Consider the following 25,719-nt stretch of genomic DNA (forward strand, 5'->3'; position numbering starts at 1 on the left):
AGCGCGGCAATGCGTCGCTCACTCGCTCTCCTGCCGCTGCTTCTGGCCGCCGCCTGCAAACCGCCCGCGTCGGACGAGTATGTCGAACGCTCGCGTATTGCCGGCGATGCGAGCGGGCCTTCGGAACCTGCGCCCTCTCCCGATAGCGAAGGTGCCATCTGGGCACCCTCGGGCAAGCCGCAACGGTTATTGTATGGCAAGCCAGGCGGACGGCCGTTGATGGCACTCGAATGCGAGACGACACAAGGCATCCCGCTGCTCGCCTACACGCGGTTCGCCGCAGCCGACGCCCATGCCAAGGCCATCCTCGCCCTCATCGGCAATGGCCATGTTTCGCGCCTCAAGATCGACGCGGTGGAGCATAAGGGCGCATGGTTGTGGAAGGGCGCCGTAGCGGCGGAAGACACCCTGCTCGATGTCCTGACGGGTGCGCGCGAGGTCGAGGCGACGGTGCCCGGCGCCGGAAGCCTGATCCTCAATCCCAGCAACTTGCCGGGCGAGCTGGTCGAAGCCTGCCGCGCTATCGCGAAGCCCGCGCCTTCTCTGCCAGCAGATCCGGCGTAAGGACCTGCGGCAGCTGCTCGGCATCCTTGCCGGGCGCGTACCACAGGTAGAGCGGGACGCCAGCGACGCCCTCCTGGGTCAGCATGCGCGAAATCTCCTCGTCCGGCCGCGTCCAGTCGGCGCGCATCGCAATGACCCCGGCCTTATCGAAGGCTTCCTTCGTGTCCTCGCGTTCGATCGCGACGCTCTCGTTGACCTTGCAGGTCACGCACCAGTCGGCGGTGAACCACAGGAAGACAGGGCGCCCCGACGCGCGGGCCTGCGCGAGCGCTGCATCACTGAAGGCAACCGGCTTGAGCAAGCCCTCGGCGGCTCGTTCCTGAGCTTGCGGCTGCGGGAGGAATGCCAGGGCTGCGCCCATGAAGAGGGCCAGCACTGCAAAGACCGGGCCCGATCTGCCCTGTGCCTGCAAGCGCCCGGCCAATGTCAGCCACAGGAGCAGGACCATCCCCAGCAACAGGGCCATGAACAGAAAACCGGCCCCGCCGATGCGCCAGATGAGCCAACCCAGCGCCAGCACCGTCAGCCCCATCGGCAGCGCCATCCAGCGCCGGAACTTCTCCATCCATGGTCCGGGCCTGGGCAGGCGCGCGCGGATCGCGGGCACGAAACCGACAAGGAGGAACGGCAGCGCAAGCCCGATGCCGAGCGCGACGAAGACGAGCAGCCCGTCGAGCGGCGGGATCACCAGCGCTGCACCCAGCGCGAGCGCCATGAAGGGGCCAGTGCACGGTGTCGCGACGAATGCCGCCAGGAGGCCCGTCGCAAACGAACTTCCGCGCGATGGCTTGCCGCCCGAAATGGCGAAGCCGGGGACTTCGAAGACGCCAAGGAAATTCGCGGTCAGTGCTAGTGCCAGGAGGAAAAGGCCCACCACCACGACCGGGTTTTGCAACTGGAACGCCCAACCGACCTGCTCGCCCGCAGAGCGCAGTGCTAGGATCGCCAGCCCCAATCCCGCGCATGCCAGCACAACCCCTGCCGCATAAGCGAGCGCGTCGTGCCGCGCGGCATGCTCGTCGCCCCCGGCTTTCGCCAGGGTCAGCGCTTTCAGGCTGAGGATCGGGAAGACACACGGCATGACGTTGAGCAGCATCCCGCCGACGAGTGCCGCCAGCAGCAGTTGCCACAGCACCGGCTGCGGCCCGCCCCGGATCGGCTTGACCCCCTCGAGCGGCACATCGGCCGGAAAAGCTGTGAACCGGACGCCGGTACCGTTGCCGAGGTCGAGGATGCCTTCGATCCTTGGCGGGCGCGGTGTCGCTTCGAGCTCGACGGTGTCAGGAATGGCGATTGACGCCAGCGGCACCTCGACGACCAGAAGGTCCCCCTCGCGGATGAAGGTCTGGGTCCCCGTGTAGATGACCTGCTGGCCCTGCCCGATCTCGCCCGTGGCGATGAAGACGTGCGGTTCGCCCGCAAGATCGCTCGCTGCGGGGAGCGGGATGCCGATCCTGAGGCGATCGCCCTTGAACTCGAAACCTGCCTCCGATCCCAGCGGCGGGACTATCGCGGCACGCCATTTGCCGAAGCGCGGGTCCCTCGCCAGTTTGGCGGGATCAAGGGTCAACCGCGCTTCCTGGGGTACGCAGATCTTGTCGGTGCAGGCGAGGTAGCTCGCGACGACCGATATCGGCGCGGTGTTGCCAATCGCTGCCTGCCGCGGAACCGTGATGGGAACGAGGACCGTGTACGGCCCTTCGTAGACATGGTTCATCAGGTCACCGACCACCAGCCGCTGCGGCAGAGGATACTGTGGTTCCCCGGCCTTCCACCCGTCGGGCAATTGCCACTTGAGATCCATGCCCAGCCCCGCATCGCCGGGGTTGGACCAGTATCCGTGCCATTCGGGGGATGACGGCGTGAAATGCAGCGCCAGCGTCCATTCCTGCCCCGGTCGGGGCTGACCATCCGCCACGAGTTCGACCGATATCCTGTCGCTGCCGATACCCTGGGCATTGACGGGCGCGGCGAAGGCCAGCGCCAGCAGCATGAACAGTGCGGCGACGCGCTCCAATATCCTTGCTTCGATCACGCCGCTCGCTCTAGGGATGCCGCCGATGACAGACAAGCGTGACCTGCTGATCCTGGGCGGTGGCCTGGTGGGAATGACCCTGGCGCTCGCCGCCGCGAAGAAGGGATTGTCGAGCCACGTCGTCGACCGTGCCGACCCGTCCGAACTGACCGCGGAAGGCTTCGACGGACGCGCCTCGGCCATATCGACGGCAAGCTGGCGCCTGTTCCGCAATATCGGTCTCGAAGACGCGCTCGAACCGCACGGCTGCGATATCGCCGCCATCGCGGTCATGGACCAGATGAAACCCGGCCGCATCGATTTCCGGCCCGAGCCGCACGAAGGCACGCTCGGACGCATGTTCGCCAACCGCCAGCTGCGACTCGCATTGCACGAGGCGGCGGCCAAGGAACCGCTCATCGCCTGGCACGCGCCGGTGACCGTGGTCGATCGCCAGCGCGGCGAATTCGGGGTCTCGGCAAGGCTGGCCGACGGCACGGTGCTCGAAGCGACGCTGATGGTGGGTGCGGAAGGACGTGGCTCGCCTTCGCGTGAAGAGGCGGGCTTCAAGATGGCCACCTGGGACTACAGCCATCGCGCGCTTATCGTCGGCCTCGACCATTCCAAGTCGCACGAGAATGTCGCGTGGGAAATCTTCTATCCCGACGGTCCTTTCGCCCTACTGCCCATGCTCGACGGGCCGGGTGGCCAGCACCGCAGCGCGCTGGTGTGGACGGTGGACGAGAAGGATGCAGCGGGCGTGCTCAAGCTGTCCGACCGTGCCTTCCTTGCCGAAGTGCGCAAGCGAATGGGCGATATCCTCGGTGATCTGACGCTCAACAGCCAGAGATCGTCCTGGCCGCTCAGCTTCCAGCACACGGCGCGCATCGTCGAACACCGCCTCGCCCTGATCGGCGACAGCGCGCACGGGATGCACCCGATTGCCGGTCAGGGGTTAAACCTTGGCCTGCGCGATGTGGGCGCGCTGGTGGAGGTGCTCGAGGAGGCGCTCCGGCTCGGCCTCGACCTCGGCGATGCGCAGGTGCTCAAGAAATACGAGGAATGGCGCGCGCTCGATTCCCTGATGGTCATGGGCGCGACCGACGGCCTGACGCGCCTCTTTGGCGTCCCCGGCAAGGCGGCCAGTGCCGTGCGCCGGTTCGGAATGGCCGGAGTGCAGCGTTCGGGCTGGCTCAAGCGCTTCTTCATGGACGAGGCGCGTGGAGTATCGGGGCGCCTGCCGGAGATGCTGAAGGCCTAGTTTTCGGCGAGGCTCGGCTGCGAGATACGGTTGCCCGCCCCATCGCGCAGGCGGCGCGGCTCAAGCACGGCGGCGGTCTCGATCAGGTCGAGCGCCTGCTGGGCAGCGGCGTAACGCTCGGCATCGCGAATCCACCCATCGGCACTTTCGGCACCCGGCAGGTTGCGCACTTCGGCAATCGCCGCTTCGGTCCGCCCGCTTTCGAGGAACATCCGCGCCCGTTCGAGACGGCGCTGCGGCTGCGGCGACGGGGCGCTCTCACGGCGCACCACGAAGAGGCTGCCGAGCTCCTCGCGAAATCGCGCGAAACCGCTCCTGTTCGTCGGTTCCGCGAGACGCGGCGCAAGGCCTTCGAGGCGTGCAGTGAGCTGGTCCAGCGTCACCGGATTGCGGCTCGATCGGATCAGCGTGTCGACCGCGTTGGGCATGGCATCGCCGAAGCGCAGGCGCAGCTGGTCGGCAAGATAGCCGAGTTCGGCGCCCTTCTCGATCGCGCGACGGGTGGCAAAGGCGATCAGTAGCCCCTCGGCGCGCGCGGCATTGCCGGCGGCGGCCTGAGCCTGCAGATCGAGCCGCGCGAGGCGCTGTTCGGCAGCGGCAAGGCGCTGGTCGATCCCGCCCTGCTGTTCGGCCACTCTCTCGACTGCCTTCTGGGCAGCCGCCTGACTGGCCGTCGCACTGGGCGTAGGTGACGGGTCGGTGGTTGGGCTCGCCGCGACCTGCTGCGGCGCATCGGCCGCGATTTCCACGGAAGAACCGCTGCCGTTGAGCTTGTAGACTGCGTAACCGACGAGTGTCCCGCCGAGCACGAATGAGGCAAGCACAGCCATCAGTACGGGCCGCCCCGAAGGCCCCGTGCGCCTGCTGCTGGAAAAATCGTTCATAGTATCCGTTCTGCGACCCCGACATCCGCCATCAGGATGCGACCCTCTCCAAGGCTCAGTTCTGGCACAAAGATTCCGCCAATGCCAGCATGTCGGCATCGGTCGGGGCGGCTGCGGTGTGGATGGATCGCCAGCCTTCGCCACAGGCCGCGGCCACGCGCGGGCCGATGGCGATGAGGTCGACCTGCGAGCGGTCGAGCGAATTCCTATCGAACTCCTCGCACAGCCGCTGTGCAGCGCTGGCGGAATGGAGCATCGCCACACCGCCCCCGCGCAAGGCCGTCAATGCTTCTGGTGGAAGAGGTTCGGGCACGGTGCGGTAGACCACCTGCGTCTCCACCCTGATCCCTTCGGGTAGGTCCAGCGGTACGCGGTCTTCCCCGGCGAGCCTGAGTAGCCGGAGCTCGCGTCCGCCAAGCTGGTCGACCAGCGGCTGGAGTCCGCCCCGCCCCGTGCTCGCGACAAGGAAGCCTGCGGCGCGCGCCGTCTCGGCTGTGGTCTCTCCCACGGCATGCACCGGAAGGCGTTTGAGCTTTTCCAGTTCCGCGCCCGCATGGCGCCACACGTTCGCGCTGCCCACGAGCAGTCCGTCGAATTCGTCCGGATCGGTGATGTGCCACTCGACAGGTTCGACGACCGAGAGCGGTGCGCCCTGTATGTCGAGACCCATTGCCCGCGCCGTTTCGACGGTAATCGACCAGCCCGGCTCGGGCCTGAAGACGAACAGCGGCTTCACGCCAATCCGTCGAACAGGCGGACAACCTCGGGAGGTGCAGACCCGAGCAGCTTCCGGGCAAGTTCGAGTGGCGCATTATTGTCGCCATCGCCGAAAGTCGCGGCTTCCTCGACCCTGACGCTTCCGTCTGCGCTGTAGATCGCCGCACGCAGGTGCAGCCGGTTGCCCTCGCGCTGCGTCAGAGCCGCGATCGGGCTGCTGCAGCCGCCACCCAAGCCTTCGAGCAAGCGCCGTTCGGCGCGGATTTCGGCATGGCTGTCGGCATGGTCGATGGCTGCCAGGAGATCGCGCACCTTGGCATCGTCGCTCCTGCACTCGATCCCGATGGCTGCCTGTGCCGGCGCCGGCAGCCAGTCTTCGGGATCGAGCCTGACGCCGACTTCGTCCTCGCCCAACCGGTCGAGCCCAGCTGCTGCTAGGAAAGTGGCATGGGCCTCGCCCGCCTCGAGCTTGGCAATACGGGTGGCGACATTGCCGCGGATGGGCACGACCTCCAGATCGGGGCGCACATGAAGCAATTGCGCCGCCCGGCGTGGTGCGCTGGTGCCGACGCGCGCGCCCTGCGGAATCCCGGCAATCGAGGGCGCGCCGAGCAGGCGGTCCGCCTTGTCCGCGCGTGGCAGGATGGCAGCGATCGCGATCTCTGCTGGCCTGATGGTCTCGACGTCCTTCATCGAATGGACGGCAATGTCGATCCGGCCATCCACCAGCCACTGGTCGAGTTCGCGGGTCCACAAGGCCTTGCCGCCGATTTCGGCGAGCGGGCGGTCCTGTATCCTGTCGCCGCTTGCGACGACCGGGACCAGTTCGACGGCGGATTCGTCCCATTCGTGGGCCGCGCACAGGCGCGCACGGGCCTCGTGCGCCTGCGCCAGGGCAAGCGGCGAACGCCTGGTTCCAAGACGAATGATCGGTGAGACTGGCATCGGGTTTGCTTGCCCTAGCGAGCAGGGGCGCTAAGGGGAAGCCACTGATGACACTGGTTCTCGGCATAGAAAGTTCCTGCGACGAAACCGCAGCCGCGCTGGTCGACGGTGATCGCCGCATCGTGGCACAGCGCATCGCTTCGCAGGACGCGGAACACGCGCCCTATGGCGGTGTCGTCCCGGAAATCGCCGCGCGCGCCCATGCGGAGCGCCTCGCTCCGATGATCGAAGGCGTTCTTGCAGATGCCGGCGTTACCCTGGCCGATTGCGACGCGATTGCCGCGACCGCCGGCCCGGGTCTCATCGGCGGGGTCATGGTCGGTCTCGTCAGCGCCAAAGCGCTCGCCATGGCGAGCGACACGCCACTGATTGCGATCAACCATCTCGAAGGCCATGCCCTGAGCCCGCGCCTGGCCGACGCCAGCATCGGCTTCCCATATGTCCTGCTGCTGGTGTCCGGCGGACACTGCCAGATCCTGCGGGTCGACGGCGTCGGACGCTACAAGCGCCTTGCCACCACGATCGACGATGCGCTGGGCGAAGCGTTCGACAAGACCGCCAAGATCCTCGGCCTCGGTTTTCCGGGCGGCCCCGCAGTCGAGCGCAAGGCAATGGAGGGCGATCCCTCGGCGGTTCCCCTGCCGCGCCCGATGGTCGGCAGCGGCGAGCCCCATTTTTCTTTCGCGGGATTGAAGAGCGCCGTCCTCCGCGCGCACGAAAGCGGCCAATTCGAAATCGCCGACATCGCTGCCAGCTTCCAGCAGGCAGCGGTCGATTGCGTCATCGACCGGTTGAGGGTCGCACTAGCGGAAACCGACGATATCGACACGCTGGTCGTCGCGGGCGGCGTGGCCGCGAATGCGACGGTTCGCGCAGCACTGGAGCAGGTGGCGGCAGACCACGGCATGCGCTTCGCCGCCCCGCCGCCCAAACTGTGCACCGACAATGCCGCGATGATTGCCTGGGCCGGGGTCGAGCGACTTGCGCTGCCGGAATTCTCCCCCGCCCCGCTCGATATCTCGGCCCGCCCGCGCTGGCCGCTCGATCCCGACGCCGCACCTGTTCGCGGTGCCGGAGTGAAGGCATGAGCGTCGGCGTCCTCGGTGCGGGCGCTTGGGGCACGGCGCTCGCGCAGATGCTGGCGAGCGACGGGCGCGAGGTGCTCCTGTGGGCACGCGAGGAAGAGCTCGTCGCCGAAATCAACGCGCAGCACACCAACTCGATCTTCCTTCCCTCCGCAGACCTGTCACCAGAGGTGAAGGCGACCAACGACCTTGCGGAAATGGCAGCGCTGGACACGCTCCTGGTGGTCACTCCGGCGCAGCACATGGGCAGCGTGCTGGCTGCAATGCCCCGACACCCGCGCGACCTCGTGCTGTGTTCCAAGGGTATCGAGGCGGGCACCGGACGACTGATGAACCACGTTGCAGCCGACGCTGCGCCCGGAAGCGCCATCGCAGTCCTGTCGGGCCCGACATTCGCGCATGAGGTTGCTGCCGGATTGCCAACCGCAGTCACACTGGCCTGTGGTGGAGGCGAAGAGCAGTGGGAACGCCTCTCTCCGGTCATCGCAAGGCCGACCTTCCGGCCCTATTTCTCCGACGACGTTACCGGGGCAGAGATCGGCGGGTCGGTCAAGAACGTCCTCGCCATTGCCTGCGGAGTGGTCGATGGCCTCGGCCTTGGCCAGAATGCCCGCGCTGCCCTGATCGCACGCGGATATGCCGAGATGCTGCGTTTCGGTGAGGCACTTGGGGCCCGGGTCGAGACCCTGGCGGGCCTGTGCGGCCTCGGCGATCTGGTCCTTACCTGTTCCTCGACCTCGAGCCGCAATTTCTCGCTCGGCAAGGCACTGGGAGAAGGTCACAGCGCTGTAGACCTGATGGCCGATCGCAGGACGGTGGCGGAAGGCGCGCATACCGCACCCGTGCTTGTCGAACTCGCCGCACGCCATGGCGTCGCCATGCCGATCGTCACCGCCGTTTACGGCCTCATCAAGGGCAACGACCCGCGCGCTACGGTCTCGGCCCTGCTTTCGCGGCCCTTGCGCGCCGAGCAGGAAAACGCCGGATGAGCGCTGACCAGTCCGACGAGGACCTGACCGCACTCGCAAAGGGCGGACGCCAGAACTTCATCGGCTTCCTCCTGCGCCTGCTTGCACGCCTGCCGTTCCTGTTCATCGCCGGGCGCCTTTATGGCCCCGACGCGCTCGGTCGCTTTGCTTCTGCCCTGGTCGTGGTCGAACTCGCAGCGATGATCTGCGCGATGGGCGAGAAGCGCGGGCTGGCCCAACGACTGACCGAAGGAGAGGACGCCCACCCTGCCAACCTCGTCTATGACGGCATGCTGTTGGCGGTCATGTTCTCGGCGGTCGCGGCTGCCTTCTTCTGGCTCGTCCCTGCCCCCTTGTTTCCCTCGGGCCAGTATACCGAACTCGACCGCCTGGTCGTGCTCGCTATCCCGGGATACGCGCTGACCGAAATCGTGCTCGCGGCGCAGGCCTATCGCTACGACATCGCGACAACCGTGCGCGCACGCGCCGTGGTCGAGCCGTGGACGATCTCGATCATGGCCGGGGTATTCTATTTCATTCCGGCGACGAGCGAATCCGGTCTCGCGCTGGCATACCTCGTGTCGATCTACGCCGGCCTGCTGACAGGGCTGTGGTCGTTTTTCCGCAGCTATGGCCCGCCCCGCGCATGGCGACCCCATCCGTCCTACATGGCGCGGATGACAGCGAGGGCGCTTCCGCTGGCCACTGCCGATGCGATCGAGTGGGGGACGCGCAGGCTCGACATCTTCATTCTCGGCCTCTTCGCCGCGCCTGCTGCCGTCGGCGTTTACTACATCGCCCAGCAGGTCGCGAGCCTGCCGCAGAAGCTCAAGACCAGCTTCGAGCCAATCCTCGGGCCGGTCATCACCAAGAACCTCAAGACCAAGAACTACGAAGCCATCGCCAGACAGGTTTGCCAGGTCGGCTTCTGGATCGTCGCGATGCAGGCCGGCATTGCCCTCGCGCTGGGCGTGCCGGGCGAGGCTGTCATGGGCCTCGTCGGTCCCGAATTCGTCGGCGGAACGGGTGCGCTGGCCTTCTTGCTCGCAGCCGAAGTCGTGGCCGCTACGGCCGTGGTTTCCGAAGCGGTCCTCATCTATGTCGCGCGGGTCAAGAACCTGTGGATCTCGATCGGCACCATTGTGCTGCAGGGCGTGCTTACCGTCGTCCTGATCGAGGCAATGGTGGCAGGCGGCTATGGCGAGCCTTTCAAGGCTGCCGCTGCCGCAATCGCACTTGCCCTTGCGCTTGGCACGGCGAGCCTCGTCAAGGCGATCCTCCTGTCGAAGATCCTCGGCCAGTCGATCAACAATTTCCGCTGGGCACTGGTTTGGGCTGCGGCACCCGCCGTGGTCGTCGGCTTCATCGCGACCAGGCTGCCCGAATGGGCCGAGCTGGCTTTCGGCATTCCCGCGATCCTCGGCGTCTACGGCTGGGTCATCTGGCGGCGCGGCTTCGGACCTGAGGACCGCGTCCTGTTCAAGCGCAGCCGCAGCAAGGAAGCGGTCGAGGAAAGCTGAGCCGCGCCCGGTTGGCACGGCAGGCCAGGCTCGGCTAGGAACCCCGCCATGCGCATCCGCCCTTCCCTTGCGATCTTTTCCGGCGCCGTCCTGATCGCCGCCATAGGCTATGCCGTTGCATTGCCGACGGCAGACGCTTTCGTCGCTCCGCTTCAGGCGAAAGCCAAGGCAGCCATCGACGAAGCCGGCGGCCGCGGCGTCGAGGCGGATTTCGTCGACCGGAATGGCTCGCCGACACGCCATCCGTGGCTCAAGGGCGGTCGCAGGCTCGATGACGACACCCGTGCCCGCGTCGCCCATGCCGTCGCCGCTGTCCCGGGAGTTGGCGGCGTGGCCTGGGCCGATGGGACGGCACGTGCCGAGAGCGCGAAGCTGAAATACGAACCGCTCCATTGTCAGGATGATGTCGCCGGTCTGTTGCGCACGCGATCCATCAGGTTCGAGGAAGCGTCGAGTTCGCTCGACCCTTCGAGCCGCAAGCTTTTGGACGAGGTCGCCGATGCCCTGCGTCCGTGCCTCGGTTCGATAATCTCCATCACGGGGCATACCGACAGGATCGGGAACGAGGCGGGCAATATCGCTCTCAGCATGGAGCGTGCCCGCGCCGTGCGCGAGGCGCTTGTCGGCCGGGGCATTCCCCGCGACGGGCTCAGGGCGCGCGGGGTCGGTTCCTCGGAACCGGTTGACGGCCTGACGCCCGAAGATCCTGCCAATCGGCGCATCGAATTTGCCGTGATACGGACCGAGCCGTTGACCCCCACGCCTGTCGATACCCCGGGAGCGCGTTGAGATGCCTGTCTGGTTCGAACTGGTCGCCCTGATGCTTGCAGGATATGGGGCCGGAATAGGAATTGGCTGGGTCCTTTGGGGCCGCAGCGACACCGAAAGGGATGGCGAATGACCGAACTGCTGCAAACCTACTGGCCCGCGATCGTGCTCGCGCTGGTCGTCGGGCTTGTCATCGCCTGGTACGTCTTCCGCGCCAATCGCAAGACGCGCGTGACCGGCACTTTGCATGACGTGCTCGACGAGGGCGCAGCACCTGCCGAACGAAACCGTGCGCTGATCGACAGCGCCCCCGCGGCAACCGTCGACCCGGCACCGAAAGCCGCGACTCCGGCACCGTCGACGGGCGACGACCTCACCCGGATCAAGGGCCTGGGTCCCAAGCTGGCCACCACGCTGGGCGAGATGGGGATCACCGGATTTGCGCAAATCGCCGCCTGGGACGACGCCGAGATCGAGCGGGTCGATGCCCAGCTCGGTCGCTTCCAGGGGCGTATCCGCCGTGACGACTGGGTAGGCCAGGCGAAACTGCTCGCAGAGGGCGACGAAGCCGGTTTTGCAGGAAAGTACGGCAAGCTCGATTAAGGCGGGAACAATCCTTCGGAAGCGATGTTGTTCCCTCAGGGTCGTCGCCTGACAGGAGAGCAAGGATGGGACAGCAATTGCGTGTTCTCGTCGCCGAAGACGAGCTCATCGTGGGTTACGATCTTTGCGACACGGTGGCCGAAGCCGGCTACGAAGTCGAAGGCCCCTACGACGACATTTCGTCCGCCATGCTCGCCTTTCAGAAGAACAAGCCCGACGTCGCGATTCTCGACGTCCAGCTCGGCGACGGCATCGTCTATCCGCTGGCAGAGCAGATGATGGCCGAGAACGTGCCCGTCATCTTCCACTCGGGCCAGCTGACCCCCGGCGAGGTTGCCCAGCGCTATCCCTCGGCCCAGGCACTTGCCAAGCCTTGCCCCCCGGCCGATGTCATCGCCAGCGTACAGCAGGCCCTCCACCAGCACTGACGGACAATTTCGGAACCGGCGCCGTTCGGGATCGGTTGGGTAAGGTAACCCACCAATCCCGAAAGGAATTTTCATGTCGCTCCCGAAAATGATCGCCGCCCATCCGCAGGTGCAGGACGAGACCGAGGAACTCGTCCTTGCTGCCCGCCACGCAATGCTGTGCTCGCTCTTCTGCACTTCCTGCGCCGACGCCTGCGTGGCCGAGGACATGGACATGGCGCAGTGCATCCGCAACTGCCTCGACTGCGCCGACGTCTGTGCTGCAACCGCCCGCCTCGCAGTGCGCCGTACTGCCCAGAACATCGATGTCCTGCGCGCCCAGGTGGAAGCGTGCATCAAGGCTTGCGAAACCTGCGCCGCCGAATGCGAAGGGCATGACAATCCGCATTGCCAGCTTTGTGCGCAGATGTGCCGCGAATGCGCAGAGGACTGCCGCAAGGCGCTGCCCCTCATCAACTGATTGGATTTGCGACGGCGCATGGTAATCTCGCCATGTGCCGAAGCTGCAGACCCTGATTGCGCTCGACGCGGCTGACCGCGTCGCCACGATCGAGGCGATGGGACGGATCGCCTGGGCCCAATGGCTCGTGCGCGCCGTCCCTCCGCGGCACTGGCGCTCGCATTTCGGCACCGGAGCGCCGTCCGATCCGGCAAAGCATCCCAGGGGCACCGACATCGCCACAGTGCGCCGTATCCGGCTCGCCGTGTCGCGGGCTCTGCGAAATATGCCGGGGTCCCCGCAGTGCCTGCCCCAGGCGCTGGCTGCACGGCGTATGCTGGAGCGGCGCGGGATTCCTTCGCAGCTTTATATCGGCACGATGCGCGACGACGCCGGCGTCCCGCGCTTCCATGCCTGGCTCAAGGTCGACGACGAATGGGTCACGGGAATTTGCGACGAGAGCCGCTACACGCTGTTCACCAACAAGGGTCCGCAACAGGCCTGACGCCCCCTTGCGGAAGGCGGGCAAGCCTGCCAGTGGCGGGACCGTAACAAAGGAGACCACATGGCCGGAATGGTGCCCTTCGCCTGGGAAGATCCCTTCAACCTCGACGAGCAGTTGACCGAGGAAGAGCGGATGATCCGCGACGCAGCCCACGCCTTCGCACAGGGCGAGCTGCAACCCCGCGTGATCGAAGGATTTTCGAAGGAAATCGACGATCCCGAACTCTTCCCCATGATGGGTGAAGCCGGTCTCCTCGGCGCGACGATCGACCCGGAATACGGTGGCGCCGGTGCCAGCTACGTGGCCTATGGCCTGATTGCGCGTGAAATCGAGCGTGTCGACTCGGGGTACCGCTCGATGGCCTCGGTCCAGTCGAGCCTCGTCATGTTCCCGATCAGCGAATACGGGTCGGAAGAGCAGAAGAAGAAGTACCTGCCCGGTCTCGCCAGCGGCAGGCTCATCGGTTGCTTCGGCCTGACCGAGCCCGATGCGGGATCGGACCCGGCAGGCATGAAGACCGTCGCTAAGAAGGTCGACGGCGGCTACGTCATTTCCGGTTCGAAGACCTGGATTTCAAATTCTCCCTTCGCTGATGTCTTCGTCGTCTGGGCGAAGAGCGAGGCGCATGGCGGCGGCATACGCGGCTTCATCCTGGAAAAGGGCATGAAGGGCCTCTCCGCCCCCAAGATCAAGGGCAAGATCAGCCTTCGCGCATCGACCACCGGCATGATCGTCATGGACGAGGTCGAAGTGGGCGAGGACGCGCTGCTGCCCGAGGTCCAGGGCCTCAAGGGCCCCTTCGGCTGCCTCAATCGTGCCCGCTATGGCATCAGCTGGGGCGCGCTCGGCGCGGCCGAATTCTGCATGCACGCCGCGCGCCAGTATGGACTCGACCGTCACCAGTTCGGCGTGCCGCTGGCTTCCAAGCAGCTGTACCAATTGAAGCTGGCCGACATGATGACCGAAATCTCGCTCGGCCTGCAGTCGTCCTTGCGCGTCGGGCGCCTGATGGACGAAGGCAAGTTCGCGCCGGAGATGATCTCTATCGTCAAGCGCAACAATGTCGGCAAGGCGCTCGATATCGCGCGCAAGGCCCGCGACATGCACGGCGGCAACGGCATCTCGGAAGAGTATCAGGTCATCCGCCACATGGTGAACCTGGAGACGGTCAACACCTACGAAGGCACGCATGACGTCCATGCGCTGATCCTGGGTCGCGCGGTGACGGGGATTGCGGCGTTCTGAAGCCCTTTCCCACTTTTCGGCATGGTGGCAGGAAGGTCGCATGATCGGTTCGCAACCAGCTGAAAGCCTCGGTTTTGCGGCATTTCGGGCGCCCTTCGTCCTTATTTCCAGGACCGTGTTCCATGTGTTCCATATTGTAGGAGCGGAATCATGATGCGCCTCTTCGCCTACTTCCGCAGTTCGACCAGCTATCGCCTGCGCATCGCCCTTAACCTCAAGGGGCTCGACTACGAGGTCATCCCGGTCGACCTGCGCACCGACGGGCAGAAGGCGCCGGAATTCGTGGCGCGCAATCCGTTCGGCGGCGTGCCCATGCTCGAAGCCGACGGACGCGACCGGGCGCAGTCGATGGCCATCCTCGAATGGCTGGACGAGGCCTATCCGGAAAAACCGCTGCTGCCTGCCTCGGTCGAGGATCGCTACACCGTGCGCGAACTGGCCTATGCCATCGCGACCGAAATCCATGCGCTGAACAACCTGCAGGTGCTGAAGCACCTGCGCGGCGCGATGGGCCATAGCGAGCAGGAAACCGACGAATGGTACCGCCACTGGCTCGCCCGCACGCTCGACCCGGTCGAGGTGAAGCTTGCCCAGCTGGGATCAGGGGACTTCCTGATGGATCGTCCCGGCCTGTTCGAAGTCGTCCTGTTGCCGCAGGTGTTCAACGCGCGGAAGCTGTCTTTCGACCTCGGCAACCACCCCCACATCACCCGGATCGAGGCCGCCTGCCTCGCGCGCGACGAATTCCGGCGCGCATATCCGGACAACCAGATAGACAGTCCCGACTACAAGGGACCGCAAGGAGACTGACGCCATGAAACTCGCCACGCTCAACGACGGAACCCGTGACGGAAAGCTGGTGGTGGTCTCGAAAGACCTGACCCGCTGCTGCGCCGCAGGCTATATCGCGCCCACGCTGCAATATGCGCTCGACAATTGGGAGCGCGTGTCGCCCAACCTCGAAGCGCTCTATCGCGATGTGGAGCACCAGGCGGTGCCGTGCGAGCGCTTCCACGAGCGTGAGGCAATGTCGCCGCTCCCGCGTGCCTACCAGTGGGCTGACGGCTCGGCCTACATCAATCACGTCGAACTGGTGAGGAAGGCGCGCGGTGCCGAAGTGCCGGAGAGCTTCTATCACGACCCGCTTATGTACCAGGGTGGCAGCGATGCCTTCCTTGGTCCCCGCGAGGACATCCCGCTGGGCGACATCGCCTGGGGCTGCGACATGGAAGGCGAAGTCGCGGTCATCACCGACGACGTGCCGATGGGCGTGTCGGCGGAGGCTGCCGCGGATCACATCAAGCTGGTCATGCTGGTCAATGACGTGTCGCTGCGCGGTCTCATCCCCGACGAGCTCGCGAAGGGCTTCGGCTTCTTCCAGTCCAAGCCGGCCAGTGCGTTCAGCCCGGTCGCGGTGACACCCGACGAGCTGGGCGACGACTGGCGCGACAGCCTCGTCCACCTGCCGCTGATGGTCGACTACAATGGCGAGGCTTTCGGGCGTGCCGATGCCGGCAAGGACGCGACCTTCAACCTGGCGCAACTCGTCGCTCACGCTGCCAAGACCCGGCGCCTGTCCGCAGGCACCATCATCGGTTCAGGCACTGTGTCGAACCAGGGTCCCGATGGCGACCCGGGCAAGCCGGTCAGCGAAGGCGGTCTCGGCTACAGCTGCATTGCCGAAATCCGCATGATCGAGACCATTGCTACGGGCAAGCCGAGCACGCCCTTCATGAAGCCGGGCGACGTCGTCCGCGTCGAGATGAAGGATGCCCACCATCACTCGATCTTCGGTGCGATCGAGCAGAAGGTGGTGCAAGCCTGAGTACGCCTTCGCCACCCGAACCGTCTTTGACCGGCAAGCGCATTGGGCTGCTGTCGGCCTGGGCGAGCCGGGCGAATGGCGGGATATTCGAGGCCGTCATCGCGCAGGCGGATCTGCTCCGCTCGCTTGGCGCGATCCCTGTCGTGATTGCAGTCGAAGACGAGGCGCACGAGAAGGACCGTCACCGCCTTGAAGGATTCGAGGTGCGTCTGGCGCGCAGGACCGGCCCCAAGGTCCTCGCCTACTCGCCCGAACTGGACGGCATTCTGGCCGATGCGAAGCTCGACCTGCTGCACCTCCACGGCATCTGGCAATTCCCCAGCCACGCCGCGGGCAAGTGGGCGCGCAGGACCGGCAAGCCGATGCTGCTCAGCCCGCACGGAATGCTCGACCCGTGGATCACCCGGCGAAACCGCTGGAAGAAGCTGCCCGCGCGAATGCTGTGGGAGCATAGGGCATGGCGCTCGGCCAACGCGTTCCACGCCCTCACCGAAGCCGAAGCGCACGATAGCCTGCGCGAGGTACCCGGCATGCTGGTGTCGATCATTCCCAACATGGCTCCTCCGCCAGGCCCAAGCCGGACTTCGATGCCCTCGGCCAGCGCAATCTACCTTGGCCGTATCCACGAGAAGAAGAACATCGGTGCATTGATCGAAGCCTGGCGCCTTGCCCGCCCACACCTTCCGCAAGACGCCCATCTGACCATTGCGGGATGGGGCGACGATGCCAGCATCGATGCGCTCAACCGCGCATTTGTTGCCGGCGAGGACTCGATCGATTTCGTCGGCACGGTGTTCGAATCGCAAAAGGCCGCGCTGTTCGACATGGCCCGTTTCTTCGTCTTGCCGACGAAGAGTGAGGGCCTGCCCGTAACCGTGCTCGAGGCCTGGGCGGCAGGGACACCGACCATCATGACCGAGGCATGCCACCTGCACGGGGGTTATGCGGAAGGTGCGGCAATTGCCTGTTCCACCGAACCAGACGGAATTGCCGCGAAATTGGTCGAAGCATTCGCAATGACGGAGACCCAATGGCGGGCCATGTCGCGCGCTGCGCAAAGGCTTGCAGGCGAAACCTTCGGGAGGGACGCCGTGCTAGCGCAGTGGGAAGCGACCTATGCAGCCCTGATCAGGGGTTGAGCGGCGAAAGCTCGATCCGGTCGACCACCACCCGTCCCGACCCCGGTCGCAACCACAAGCCAAGAACTGCATCCGCGCAGGTCACGGCGGTCAACGTCTGACCATCGCGATCTATCCTCTGGCGCTGCGCCCGCGGACGCGACGGGGTAGTACAGTTTAACGAGGCCACGAGGTCCTGCCCTCCCGGACCGTCGACCTTGGCGCGGATCACATAGCTGCCAGGCGCCAGCGACACCGGCTGCGACAGCACCAGTCGCGTGACACTCGACCGGTTCTCAAGTTCGATACGCGCTTCATCTCCTGCAAGGCGTGTCACCCGAACATCGCCGCTGCGATAGCGTCGCCAGCCGAGGGGAGCCGTATCGTCGCCAAAAGCTTCGAACTCGGCATCGGCAATGTCACCTTCCGGCGCCCTGCCGGGGCAATGCCTTCGCGTAACACTGTCCGCCTCGGTACGGAAATTGAGCCGGCCCAGTTCGCGGATCATCGGAAGAACCGCGTCGCAACCGATAGCGTCGAGCGAAACATCGCTGCGCGCGAGGAATGTCGCACGCTTGCGCAACCTTTCGGGGTCAGCTCCTTCGGCCCTGAGATAGGCATCGGCCCATCGCGGACTATCGGCCAGCCGTTGGGTGAGGTAGGCCCCGTTGCCTGCCCTTTCCTCGAACATTGCGAGCATCACCTGTGCCACGTCCCGATTGGCGACGCTGCGCAAGAATGCATCGAGCCGGGCAGCTGCCCGCGCATAGGAGCCCACGGACAGCTCCTGCTCGAAGAAATAGAGTTGGGAAAGTGGCTCGCGCTTGCTCAGCTTCGCGGCCTGGAGGAAGGCGCGATGCGCGGGCAAGACCTGGCCCGACTGAAGCAGAGCAGTGCCGAGAAATCCCAGAGATCTCGCTTCGAGAGGATCCTTCGTTATTGCAGCGGCTGCTGCACCTCGCGCCGCCTGCACATCAGGTTCGAGGAGAAAATCAGCCGCAGCACGTCGGGATGAAGTCGCAGCGAAGGTCTGAGGGACGAATCGCCCGAACGAGGGACGCTGCTCGCTCATCCGGTCGAAACCGTTCACCAGCGCGAGGAAGGCAAATGCCAGGACACCTACCCCTGTAGCCAGGTGCCGGCGCCCCACGATCAGGCCTCGTTACGCCGCTCGCCGGTGGCGTACTGGTAGTAATCGTAGCCATAGTAGGCCGAGTAGCGATTACCCGACTTGGTCGGATCGAACTTTGCCAGCACGGCACCGAGCAGGACCGGCTTCATCGACCGCAAGCGCCGCAGCGCCGCCTTCAGCGAACCGCTCCGTCCGCGTTCCGCCTCGACGACGAAGATGGTGCCGTCCGCAATCGCAGCCAGCATTGGCGCATCGGCGAGGCCGAGGACCGGCGGGCTGTCGAGGATGACCACGTCGTAGGTGTCGGCGAAGCTTTCCAGCAACTGCGCCATCCGCGGCGATGAAAGCATTTCCGAAGGGCTCGGCGGAAGCGGGCCGGTCGGGAGAAGGTCGATCTTGCGATCCTTGATCTTCACGATCGCGGTCTTGGGATCGTCCTGCGTAACAAGCAGGTCTGTGAGCCCCCGTTCGAGCCGAAGCCCAAGCAGCTTGTCGAGGGCCGGACGGCGCAAATCGGCATCGATCAGCAGCGGCTTCAGACCGATGCGGGCAAAACCCATGGCGATGGCGAGGCTCGAGGTGCTCTTGCCTTCGTGCGCCTGGGCGCTGGTGACGACAAGCACCTTGGGCAGCCCTTGCGGCGTCGAATAGAGCAAGGCACCGCGCAGCGAATTGTACGCCTCGGCGATTGGCGACTTGGGATTGTCCAGCGCTTCGAGAGGTGACGTATCTTCGGTACGCGGGACCACGCCCAGGAGCGGCATTTCGAGCTTGTCCTCGACGTCTTCAGGCGTGTGGATCACGTCGTCGAGCTGGTCGCGCAGGAATACCGCGACACCGGCAAGGCCGAGCCCCAGCAAAAGGCCCAACGCAAGGTTGCGCGGCACATTGGGCGAAGACGGGTCGGTCGGTGCCTCCGCGCGGTCGATGATCGCGATGTTGCTCGATGCAATACCGGCCGACGCATTCAGTTCGCGATAGCGCTGGAGCAAGCCGTCGTAGATCGAGCGCGCCGTATCCGCCTGTCGGGCGAGAACGTTGTAACGAACCGACTGGTCTTGTTCGGCAAGACTGTCTCCACGAGCACGTTTTACCTGACCATCCAGCTGGTCCTGCGCGCTCTGCGCAGCGCGATATTCGGCGTGGATCGATTCCCGCACCTGCCGCGCCGTGCTTTCAAGCTGTCGACTGACCGCCTGCAGATCGCCTTCCAGCCTGCTGATCGCAGGATGGTTGTCGAGGTAACGATCCCTCGCGACCTGGAGTTCGCTCTGGATCTCGGCCCGCTTGGTCATCAGCGCCTGCACCGTGGGGTTGGCAAGCACCGGTTGGGATGCAAGCAACGGGGAGCCCTGGATCGCTTGCCAGCGAGCCTGCGCCTCGATCCGCGCCGCCTTCGCCTGGATCGCGGCGTCATTGAGCTGCACGAGGCTGGACGTGGTCACTGTGCCGGTCAGCGCATCGCGTCCGTCGGGAGTGAGCGCATCACGCGTGCGGATGAGGCCCACGCTCTTGGCGTAATCGTTGAGCTCGCGCTCCGAATCCTCGAGATCGGCACGCGCCTCTTCGAGCTGATCGGCCACGAAGTCACGGGCATAGGAGGTGCTGTCGAAGCGGCGTTGCAGGTTCGCCTGGATGAATTCTTCGGCGAAGGCGTTGGCGACGGAAGCGCTCATCGTTGCATCGGTCGAAGTAAACGAGATGCTCGCGACGCGGGTGGCGCGGGGAAGCTCCACTTCAAGATTGTCGCGCAGGAGCTCCACGGCCAGCGCGCGGTCCTGCGTTTGATCGCCGGTGAGAGCCGATGGCGGGACTTCCATCGCGGAAAAGAACTGCTCGTTGCCCGCTACATCGAGCCGATCGGCTACCCGCTCGGCAAGACCGCGGCTACGCAGCACGTCCAGCTGGGTATTGAGGAAGCGGTCGATGTCCCAGTCGGACGTTACCGGCGAGACAGTGCCGGTCTCGAACTTGGAGCCAAGCACCTCGTCGCTCTGGTCGTTGATCTGCACGCTGGTTTCGGCGGTATAGCGAGGCGTGTCCAGCAACGTCGAAATCAGCGCCAGGATGATCGCCGCGCCAATGATCGCCAAGGCCATCCACAAATGGCGCCGGAGCGCGGCAACGGCGTGGCGGATATTCGCGCTGATCGGGTTCTCGCCCGCAGCCAGGTAAGCCGCCTGATAGCGCGCAGTAGGGATAGCCGGCTCTGCGCTCATGGCCAGGGCCTGAAGATGCCGATCACGGGAATAGCCCGAATGGCATCGAGGAATGCCCCACGCGAGCTGGAGAACCCGACCACCACTGTGTCACCCGGCAGCAGGGGGACGTCGGGCATTCGGCCACCGCGAATGGCCCGTGCATCGAAGCGGCCTGCCATCCGCTCACCGTCTACCGTGCGGAAAATGAGGATTTCGTCGAGCCGGGCTTTTTCCGTAGGGCTGCGGGCAAGCGCCAGTGCGGTCAGCAAGGTCTGGCCTTCGGCATAGGGATATACCCCGGGAAGCGCGACCTCGCCTTCGACCGCGATTGTACGAACCTGAGTCTTCTTGACCAGCACCGATACGCGCGGATCGCGCACATAGTCGGCGGCATAGGCCGCCTCGACCGCGTGGGCGAGCTCGGTCGCAGTCAATCCGGCTGCATGTACGTCACCGATCAACGGCAGGCTGACGACACCCGCGTTGTCGAGCGCAATCTCTTCGACACTGAGATCCGCCTCGTCGAAGACCCGAACGGAAATGACGTCACCTGGCGAAAGTGCGTAGCGGCTAGGCAGCCGGTCGGAATCGTCGATGGCAATCGCGGCATATCCCGCATCCCCCTCAGGGATGATGGAGTCATTGCCGCGCTGGCAGGCAGTCATGACCAGGCATGCGGCAAGAAGACCGATGTTACGCATGCTGCGTAAACCCAAGCTGCGAACCGTCATTTTCCGCGTCCATCCTGCGGTGATCCCCGGACACGCGAGACAATGCGCCCAGCAGGCCGACCGCGACCCCAGCAAGGCTCGCCAATGCCATGTTTCTCAGCGGATAATCAACGAGGCTGTGGAGCCCTATCACCATTAAAATACCGAAAGAGAGTAGGACCATCGGACGGTCGGCGGTGCCACGCGACCACGCCTTGCGTGCGAGCGGCAGAATCAGCGCCAGTACCGCTGCGAGTAGTAGCGGAGCCAGCACCCCTGCCTCGAGCAAGAACTCGAGGAAATCGTTGTGCACGCGATTGGGAAACAGGTCATCGAGGACCTGCGCGCGCTCGACCGGGAGGAACACGCGGGTGAAGGTCCCAAGCCCACTGCCCGCGGGCCAGTAGTGACCGATTGCGGTGACCGTGTCCTGCCACAGTTCGCTGCGGAAGTCGCGCGAGGCATCGAAGCGAGCGAGTACGGCGTCGATGCGGGGATTGCCGGACAATGTTGTAGCTGTCACTGCGACCGCCGCAACGAGCCCCCCCAGAGCAGCCATGCCGGCGGACAGCTGTCGCGCTAGCCCGACACTGCGCAGCATGAGGAACTCCACCAAAAGGACCAGCGGCAACAGGCCGATACCTGCACGCGATCCTGTCAGTACGAGGGCGAGCAACAGGAAAGCCTGAAACAATAGCAACAGGCCAAGGTCGCCGCGGAAAAGCGGTCGCCTTCCGGTTGTCGTTGCCACCCAGGCAGTAAGCGCGAGCGATCCGATGAGAAGTGCATCTGCAGCCGAATTCCGGCTGGCATGGAAGGCCGTGAGCCAGAAATCGTGGCTGACCTCGTAGAGTCGGAACGCACCTGGCCCGCCTGCCATCTGCAATACCCCAAGTGCTGATCCAGCAAGGGCGAGCAGCCCGATGAGGAGGGTCACGGCACGCCGGTCGGCCGACCTAAGGGTCGAGACAGCGAGCATCGTCCCGGCGACAGGGATCAACGCGAGCAGGCTGGCCAGTGTGTTGAAGGGCGCAACTGACAGTGGCTGCCAACCCGACTCCGCGCCAACCAGTTCGAGCGAGCCCGCGAACAATTCGCGACCGGGCAAGGCCTTCCACAAGGACGGCGGCAGAGGAACCAGCTGAAGGATCGGCAAACCGACAATGAGCGCGGCAATCCAGACGATCTGCTTCGGCAGTCGCCGGGTCTCGCCGGCCCAGAATACCCATGCGATGACGCAGGCCGCAAAGCCGATCTGGACGAGGATTTCGGCCGCTGCACTCGGCGATCCGCCCCCACCCAGGACCATGGCGATGGCGACATAGGCGGCCACGACCCAACCGTGGCGCGTTTGCGGCAGGCGCTTGTGCAGACCCGTCATGGCTCGTCCCGGCTCCTTCGGGAACCGGTTTAGATCGCGCCGCGCATACAGCGAACCTGCAGGCGCGGCCTATCCACCGCTTTCGCCTACATCGAGCGGGCGATCACCATCTTCATGACTTCGTTCGAGCCGCCGAAGATGCGGGTGATGCGGCTGTCACGATACATCCGTGCGATCGGATAATCGTTGATGTAGCCGGCGCCGCCGTGGAACTGCAGGCACTTGTCGACAACCTCGCCTTGCAGCTCGGTGACCCAGTATTTGGCCATGCAGGCGGTTGCGACGTCGAGTTCGCCCTTCAGGTGGCGGGCGATGCAGTCGTTGACGAAGACTCGCGCCGCAGTGCCGCGCGCCTTGAGGTCGGCGAGCACGAACTGGGTATTCTGGAAATCCCAGATGGTCTGGCCGAAGGCCTTGCGGCTCTTGACGTAGTCCAGCGTGACCTCGAGCGCTTTCTCGATCCCGTTCATCGCGCCCATGGCGATGATCAGGCGTTCCTGCGGCAGTTCCCCCATCAGCTGGTAGAAGCCCTTGCCCTCGACCCCGCCGAGAACATTTTCGGCCGGCACGAAGACATCGTCAAAGAACAGTTCGGACGTGTCGGCAGCGTCGAGACCGATCTTGTCGAGCTTCTTGCCGCGCTGGAAGCCTTCCGCCCCTTCGGTTTCGAGCAGCATCAGCGAAATGCCCTTGGCCCGCTCGTTGGGATCGGTCTTGGCGACGACGACGATGAAGTCGGCGGTCTGGCCGTTCGAGATGTACGTCTTGGCCCCGTTGATGCGGTAACCGTTGCCGTCCTTCAGGGCTGTGGTGGTGATGCTCTGGAGGTCGGAACCCACGCCCGGTTCGGTCATGGCGATGGCGCTGACCAGTTCGCCGGAGACGAGCTTGGGCAGGTATTTCTTCTTCTGCTCCTCGGTCCCGTGACGCACGAGGTAGGGCAGGATCACGGTATTGTGCAGCGAGGCGGCGAAGCCTTCGACCCCGTGCTTGCCCTGCTGGTCGATGACCACCATGTCGTGGCGGAAATCGCCGCCGTGGCCGCCGTATTCGACCGGAACCGACACGCCGAGCAGTCCGGCCTGGCCCGCCTCACGCCAGAAATCGCGTTCCACCTGCCCGTTCTCGCGCCATTGGAGGACGCGCTTTTCAGGCGCATGCTGCTGGTAGAACTTGCCCACGGCGTCGGCGAAGATCGAAATCTCCTCGTCGTTCATGAACTCGGGCTGCGGCACGTCGATTGCTGGCATTTCTCGGGGGTCCTCTCTCGTATTCTTTCGCTTACTTGCCGGTCCAGTTTGGCTTGCGCTTCTCGGCAAATGCAGCCGCGCCTTCGCGGGCATCATGGCTGACGAAGACCGGTGCGATCAGCTGGCCCTGGCGCGTGTAGCGTTCCTCCATCGGCCAGCCGCGCGATTCCTTGACGATCTGCTTGGAGACACGGACAGCGAGCGGGCCGTTGGCCACGATGCTTGCGGCAAGTTCCTTCGCCCCGTCGAGCGCCGAGCCATCGGTCACGCGGTTGATCAGCCCCAGTTCGTAGGCCCGCGCAGCAGAGATGAAATCACCGGTAAGGGCTAGTTCCATGGCGACTCGCTCGGGAATCTGGTCCGGCAGCATCATCACGCCACCGGCTGCGGCGACGAGCCCGCGCTTTACTTCGGGAATGCCGAACTTGGCGCCGGAATGGGCCACCACCAGGTCACAGGCGATCATCAGTTCGAGCCCGCCCGCAAGGGCATAGCCTTCGACCGCAGCGATCAGTGGCTTCACTGGCGGCTTCTGCACGATGCCACCGAAACCGCGCCCTTCGATGCTGGGCGATTCGCCGCGCAGGAAGCCCTTGAGATCCATGCCCGAACAGAAAGTGCCACCAGCGCCGGTCAGAATGCCGACCCGCAGATTGTCGTCGCTGTCAAGGCGATCCATCGCTGCCGCGATGCCTTCCGCAGCCGCCTTGGTCATCGCATTCTTGGCTTCCGGGCGGTTGATGGTGACGACAAGGATGCCGTCTTCTTCGCTCGTCAGGACTTCTTCGCTCACGCGGCTCTCTCCCATTGCAAATTGAAACTTGCCTTGCGCCATTGCTGGGCTACGTTTACGCAAACGTCAACCGTTATCAGAGCTGAGAGGAACTGCCATGGCCGAAGCCTATATCATCGACGCCGTCCGTACCCCTAGGGGCATCGGCAAGCCCGGCAAAGGCGCGCTTTCGCACCTTCATCCCCAGCATCTGGCAGCCACCGTGCTGAAGGCACTGCGGGAGCGGAACCACCTCGATACGACGACCGTCGACGACATCATCTGGTCGACCAGCAGCCAGAACGGCAAGCAGGGCGGCGACCTCGGTCGCATGTCCGCGCTCGCTGCAGGCTATGACATCAGCGCCAGCGGTACGACGCTGGACCGTTTCTGCGGCGGCGGCATCACCTCGGTGAACCTTGCCGCAGCAACGGTCATGTCGGGCATGGAAGACTGCGTCATCGCGGGTGGTACCGAGATGATGAGCTACACCACGGCCTATGCCGCCGAGCAGGCCAATGCCGGCTTGCCTCCGCGCATGATGGGTGCCGGAAACGAGGCTCTGGACGTGCTTCACCCGCAGAGCCACCAGGGCGTGTGTGGCGATGCGATTGCCAGCATGGAAGGCATCAGCCGCGAGGATCTCGACGCACTCGCACTCGTGAGCCAGCAGCGGGCCAAGCGCGCCATCGACGAAGGCCGCTTCGCCAAGTCGGTCGTGCCGGTCTACAACGAGGATGGTTCGGTTGCCCTGGATCACGAGGAATTCCCGCGTCCGGAAACGACGGCAGAGGGCCTGGCCGCACTCCAGCCCAGCTTTGGCAAGCTTGCCGATTTCGAAATCGGCGGCACGACCTTCCGCAAGCAAATCAACCGCAAGTATCCAGACCTGCAGATCGAGCACTTCCACCATGCCGGCAACAGCTCGGGCGTGGTCGACGGGGCTGCGGCGCTGCTGATCACCTCGGACGAATATGCCAAGGAACACGGTCTCAAGCCGCGTGGCCGCATCGTCGCTTATGCCAACCAGGGCGATTGCCCGACGCTGATGCTCAACGCGCCCGTCCCGGCAGCCAAGAAGGTGCTCGAGAAGGCCGGCCTGTCGAAAGACGACATCGATGTCTGGGAAATCAACGAGGCGTTCTCGGTCGTCGCCGAGAAGTTCATCCGCGACCTCGACCTCGATCGCGAGAAGGTCAACATCAACGGCGGCGCGATGGCGCTGGGCCACCCGATCGGCGCAACCGGTTCGATCCTGATTGGCACCGCCCTCGACGAACTCGAGCGTTCGGGTGGCCGTTATGGCCTCGTGACCATGTGTGCCGCGGGCGGCATGGCACCCGCGGTCATCATCGAACGCGTCGACGGCTTCGTCGAGTAAGCG

25 protein-coding genes are annotated in these 25,719 nt (G+C 65.0%); 15 read left to right on the top strand and 10 right to left on the bottom strand.

The window, feature by feature from the left end; translation table 11 throughout:
- The first annotated feature begins 9 nt into the window (after nucleotides 1–9).
- A complete protein-coding gene (locus IRL76_RS08915; RefSeq protein WP_200981021.1) occupies nucleotides 10–564 on the top strand; it encodes a hypothetical protein in 555 nt (184 codons plus the stop codon).
- Here the strand turns inward: IRL76_RS08915 and IRL76_RS08920 are convergent.
- Complete coding sequence (locus IRL76_RS08920) at nucleotides 521–2,557, bottom strand: protein-disulfide reductase DsbD family protein (protein ID WP_200984252.1); 2,037 nt, start codon at nucleotides 2,555–2,557, stop codon at nucleotides 521–523. The genes IRL76_RS08915 and IRL76_RS08920 overlap by 44 nt on opposite strands.
- A 67-nt stretch (nucleotides 2,558–2,624) precedes the next feature.
- Between IRL76_RS08920 and IRL76_RS08925 the strand changes: the two genes are divergently transcribed.
- On the top strand, nucleotides 2,625–3,839 hold the full coding sequence (locus IRL76_RS08925) for an FAD-dependent monooxygenase (RefSeq protein ID WP_200981022.1): 1,215 nt from the start codon (nucleotides 2,625–2,627) through the stop codon (nucleotides 3,837–3,839).
- Here the strand turns inward: IRL76_RS08925 and IRL76_RS08930 are convergent.
- From IRL76_RS08930 to hemC, 3 genes are all read right to left on the bottom strand, one after another.
- Nucleotides 3,836–4,669, bottom strand: a complete 834-nt coding sequence (locus IRL76_RS08930) for an MICOS complex subunit MIC60 (RefSeq protein WP_246449633.1) — start codon at nucleotides 4,667–4,669, stop codon at nucleotides 3,836–3,838. The two genes, IRL76_RS08925 and IRL76_RS08930, sit on opposite strands and share 4 nt — an antisense overlap.
- Nucleotides 4,670–4,778: 109 nt before the next feature.
- Nucleotides 4,779–5,459, bottom strand: a complete 681-nt coding sequence (locus IRL76_RS08935) for a uroporphyrinogen-III synthase (RefSeq protein WP_200981024.1) — start codon at nucleotides 5,457–5,459, stop codon at nucleotides 4,779–4,781.
- Nucleotides 5,456–6,385, bottom strand: coding sequence for a hydroxymethylbilane synthase (gene hemC, locus IRL76_RS08940; protein WP_200981025.1), 930 nt, complete (start codon nucleotides 6,383–6,385; stop codon nucleotides 5,456–5,458). Before hemC ends, IRL76_RS08935 begins: the two co-directional genes overlap by 4 nt.
- 47 nt (nucleotides 6,386–6,432) lie before the next feature.
- Here hemC and tsaD point away from each other — a divergent pair, with 47 nt between their 5' ends.
- From tsaD to IRL76_RS09000, 12 genes are all read left to right on the top strand, one after another.
- Complete coding sequence (gene tsaD / locus IRL76_RS08945) at nucleotides 6,433–7,473, top strand: tRNA (adenosine(37)-N6)-threonylcarbamoyltransferase complex transferase subunit TsaD (protein ID WP_200981026.1); 1,041 nt, start codon at nucleotides 6,433–6,435, stop codon at nucleotides 7,471–7,473.
- A complete protein-coding gene (locus IRL76_RS08950; protein ID WP_200981027.1) occupies nucleotides 7,470–8,459 on the top strand; it encodes an NAD(P)H-dependent glycerol-3-phosphate dehydrogenase in 990 nt (329 codons plus the stop codon). Before tsaD ends, IRL76_RS08950 begins: the two co-directional genes overlap by 4 nt.
- A complete protein-coding gene (locus IRL76_RS08955; RefSeq protein WP_200981028.1) occupies nucleotides 8,456–9,958 on the top strand; it encodes a lipopolysaccharide biosynthesis protein in 1,503 nt (500 codons plus the stop codon). Before IRL76_RS08950 ends, IRL76_RS08955 begins: the two co-directional genes overlap by 4 nt.
- Before the next feature lie 48 nt (nucleotides 9,959–10,006).
- Nucleotides 10,007–10,747 carry an OmpA family protein gene (locus tag IRL76_RS08960; protein ID WP_200981029.1) on the top strand — a complete coding sequence of 247 codons (741 nt, stop codon included), beginning with the start codon at nucleotides 10,007–10,009 and terminating at the stop codon, nucleotides 10,745–10,747.
- Between the two features lie 108 nt (nucleotides 10,748–10,855).
- A complete protein-coding gene (locus IRL76_RS08965) occupies nucleotides 10,856–11,329 on the top strand; it encodes a hypothetical protein (protein ID WP_200981030.1) in 474 nt (157 codons plus the stop codon).
- A 65-nt stretch (nucleotides 11,330–11,394) separates the two neighbouring features.
- On the top strand, nucleotides 11,395–11,757 hold the full coding sequence (locus IRL76_RS08970; protein WP_200981031.1) for a response regulator: 363 nt from the start codon (nucleotides 11,395–11,397) through the stop codon (nucleotides 11,755–11,757).
- Nucleotides 11,758–11,830: 73 nt separating this feature from the next.
- Complete coding sequence (locus IRL76_RS08975; protein ID WP_200981032.1) at nucleotides 11,831–12,217, top strand: four-helix bundle copper-binding protein; 387 nt, start codon at nucleotides 11,831–11,833, stop codon at nucleotides 12,215–12,217.
- A 34-nt stretch (nucleotides 12,218–12,251) separates the two neighbouring features.
- A complete protein-coding gene (locus IRL76_RS08980) occupies nucleotides 12,252–12,701 on the top strand; it encodes a lasso peptide biosynthesis B2 protein (protein WP_200981033.1) in 450 nt (149 codons plus the stop codon).
- A gap of 69 nt (nucleotides 12,702–12,770) precedes the next feature.
- On the top strand, nucleotides 12,771–13,946 hold the full coding sequence (locus IRL76_RS08985; protein ID WP_200984253.1) for an acyl-CoA dehydrogenase: 1,176 nt from the start codon (nucleotides 12,771–12,773) through the stop codon (nucleotides 13,944–13,946).
- 153 nt (nucleotides 13,947–14,099) lie between these two features.
- Nucleotides 14,100–14,756 (top strand): maleylacetoacetate isomerase, encoded by a 657-nt coding sequence (gene maiA / locus IRL76_RS08990; RefSeq protein WP_200984254.1) that lies wholly within the window; start codon nucleotides 14,100–14,102, stop codon nucleotides 14,754–14,756.
- A 4-nt stretch (nucleotides 14,757–14,760) separates the two neighbouring features.
- Nucleotides 14,761–15,771 (top strand): fumarylacetoacetate hydrolase family protein, encoded by a 1,011-nt coding sequence (locus tag IRL76_RS08995; protein WP_200981034.1) that lies wholly within the window; start codon nucleotides 14,761–14,763, stop codon nucleotides 15,769–15,771.
- Nucleotides 15,772–15,797: 26 nt separating this feature from the next.
- Nucleotides 15,798–16,910, top strand: a complete 1,113-nt coding sequence (locus tag IRL76_RS09000; RefSeq protein ID WP_200981035.1) for a glycosyltransferase — start codon at nucleotides 15,798–15,800, stop codon at nucleotides 16,908–16,910.
- Here IRL76_RS09000 and IRL76_RS09005 read toward each other — a convergent pair.
- The 6 genes from IRL76_RS09005 to IRL76_RS09030 all read right to left on the bottom strand — a co-directional run bounded on the left by IRL76_RS09005 (nucleotide 16,900) and on the right by IRL76_RS09030 (nucleotide 24,356).
- Nucleotides 16,900–18,039 (bottom strand): hypothetical protein, encoded by a 1,140-nt coding sequence (locus tag IRL76_RS09005; protein ID WP_200981036.1) that lies wholly within the window; start codon nucleotides 18,037–18,039, stop codon nucleotides 16,900–16,902. The two genes, IRL76_RS09000 and IRL76_RS09005, sit on opposite strands and share 11 nt — an antisense overlap.
- Nucleotides 18,040–18,041: 2 nt before the next feature.
- Complete coding sequence (locus IRL76_RS09010; protein WP_200981037.1) at nucleotides 18,042–20,240, bottom strand: GumC family protein; 2,199 nt, start codon at nucleotides 20,238–20,240, stop codon at nucleotides 18,042–18,044.
- Entirely contained in the window at nucleotides 20,237–20,923 is a 687-nt protein-coding gene (locus IRL76_RS09015; RefSeq protein ID WP_200981038.1) for a polysaccharide biosynthesis/export family protein, read from the bottom strand. The genes IRL76_RS09010 and IRL76_RS09015 overlap by 4 nt, the downstream gene beginning before the upstream one ends.
- Nucleotides 20,916–22,313 carry an O-antigen ligase family protein gene (locus tag IRL76_RS09020; protein ID WP_200981039.1) on the bottom strand — a complete coding sequence of 466 codons (1,398 nt, stop codon included), beginning with the start codon at nucleotides 22,311–22,313 and terminating at the stop codon, nucleotides 20,916–20,918. The genes IRL76_RS09015 and IRL76_RS09020 overlap by 8 nt, the downstream gene beginning before the upstream one ends.
- A gap of 86 nt (nucleotides 22,314–22,399) precedes the next feature.
- Nucleotides 22,400–23,563, bottom strand: coding sequence for an acyl-CoA dehydrogenase family protein (locus tag IRL76_RS09025; RefSeq protein WP_200981040.1), 1,164 nt, complete (start codon nucleotides 23,561–23,563; stop codon nucleotides 22,400–22,402).
- A 31-nt stretch (nucleotides 23,564–23,594) separates the two neighbouring features.
- Nucleotides 23,595–24,356, bottom strand: coding sequence for a crotonase/enoyl-CoA hydratase family protein (locus tag IRL76_RS09030; RefSeq protein WP_425504489.1), 762 nt, complete (start codon nucleotides 24,354–24,356; stop codon nucleotides 23,595–23,597).
- Between the two features lie 97 nt (nucleotides 24,357–24,453).
- On the opposite strand from IRL76_RS09030, the gene IRL76_RS09035 reads away from it, so the two are divergent.
- The gene (locus tag IRL76_RS09035) at nucleotides 24,454–25,716 is read left to right on the top strand and encodes an acetyl-CoA C-acetyltransferase (RefSeq protein WP_200981042.1); all 1,263 of its coding nucleotides are present in this window, start codon (nucleotides 24,454–24,456) and stop codon (nucleotides 25,714–25,716) included.
- The last annotated feature ends 3 nt before the right edge of the window (nucleotides 25,717–25,719 follow it).

Source organism: Qipengyuania soli, assembly GCF_015529805.1.
In the GTDB taxonomy this organism is placed as follows: Bacteria; Pseudomonadota; Alphaproteobacteria; order Sphingomonadales; family Sphingomonadaceae; genus Qipengyuania; species Qipengyuania soli.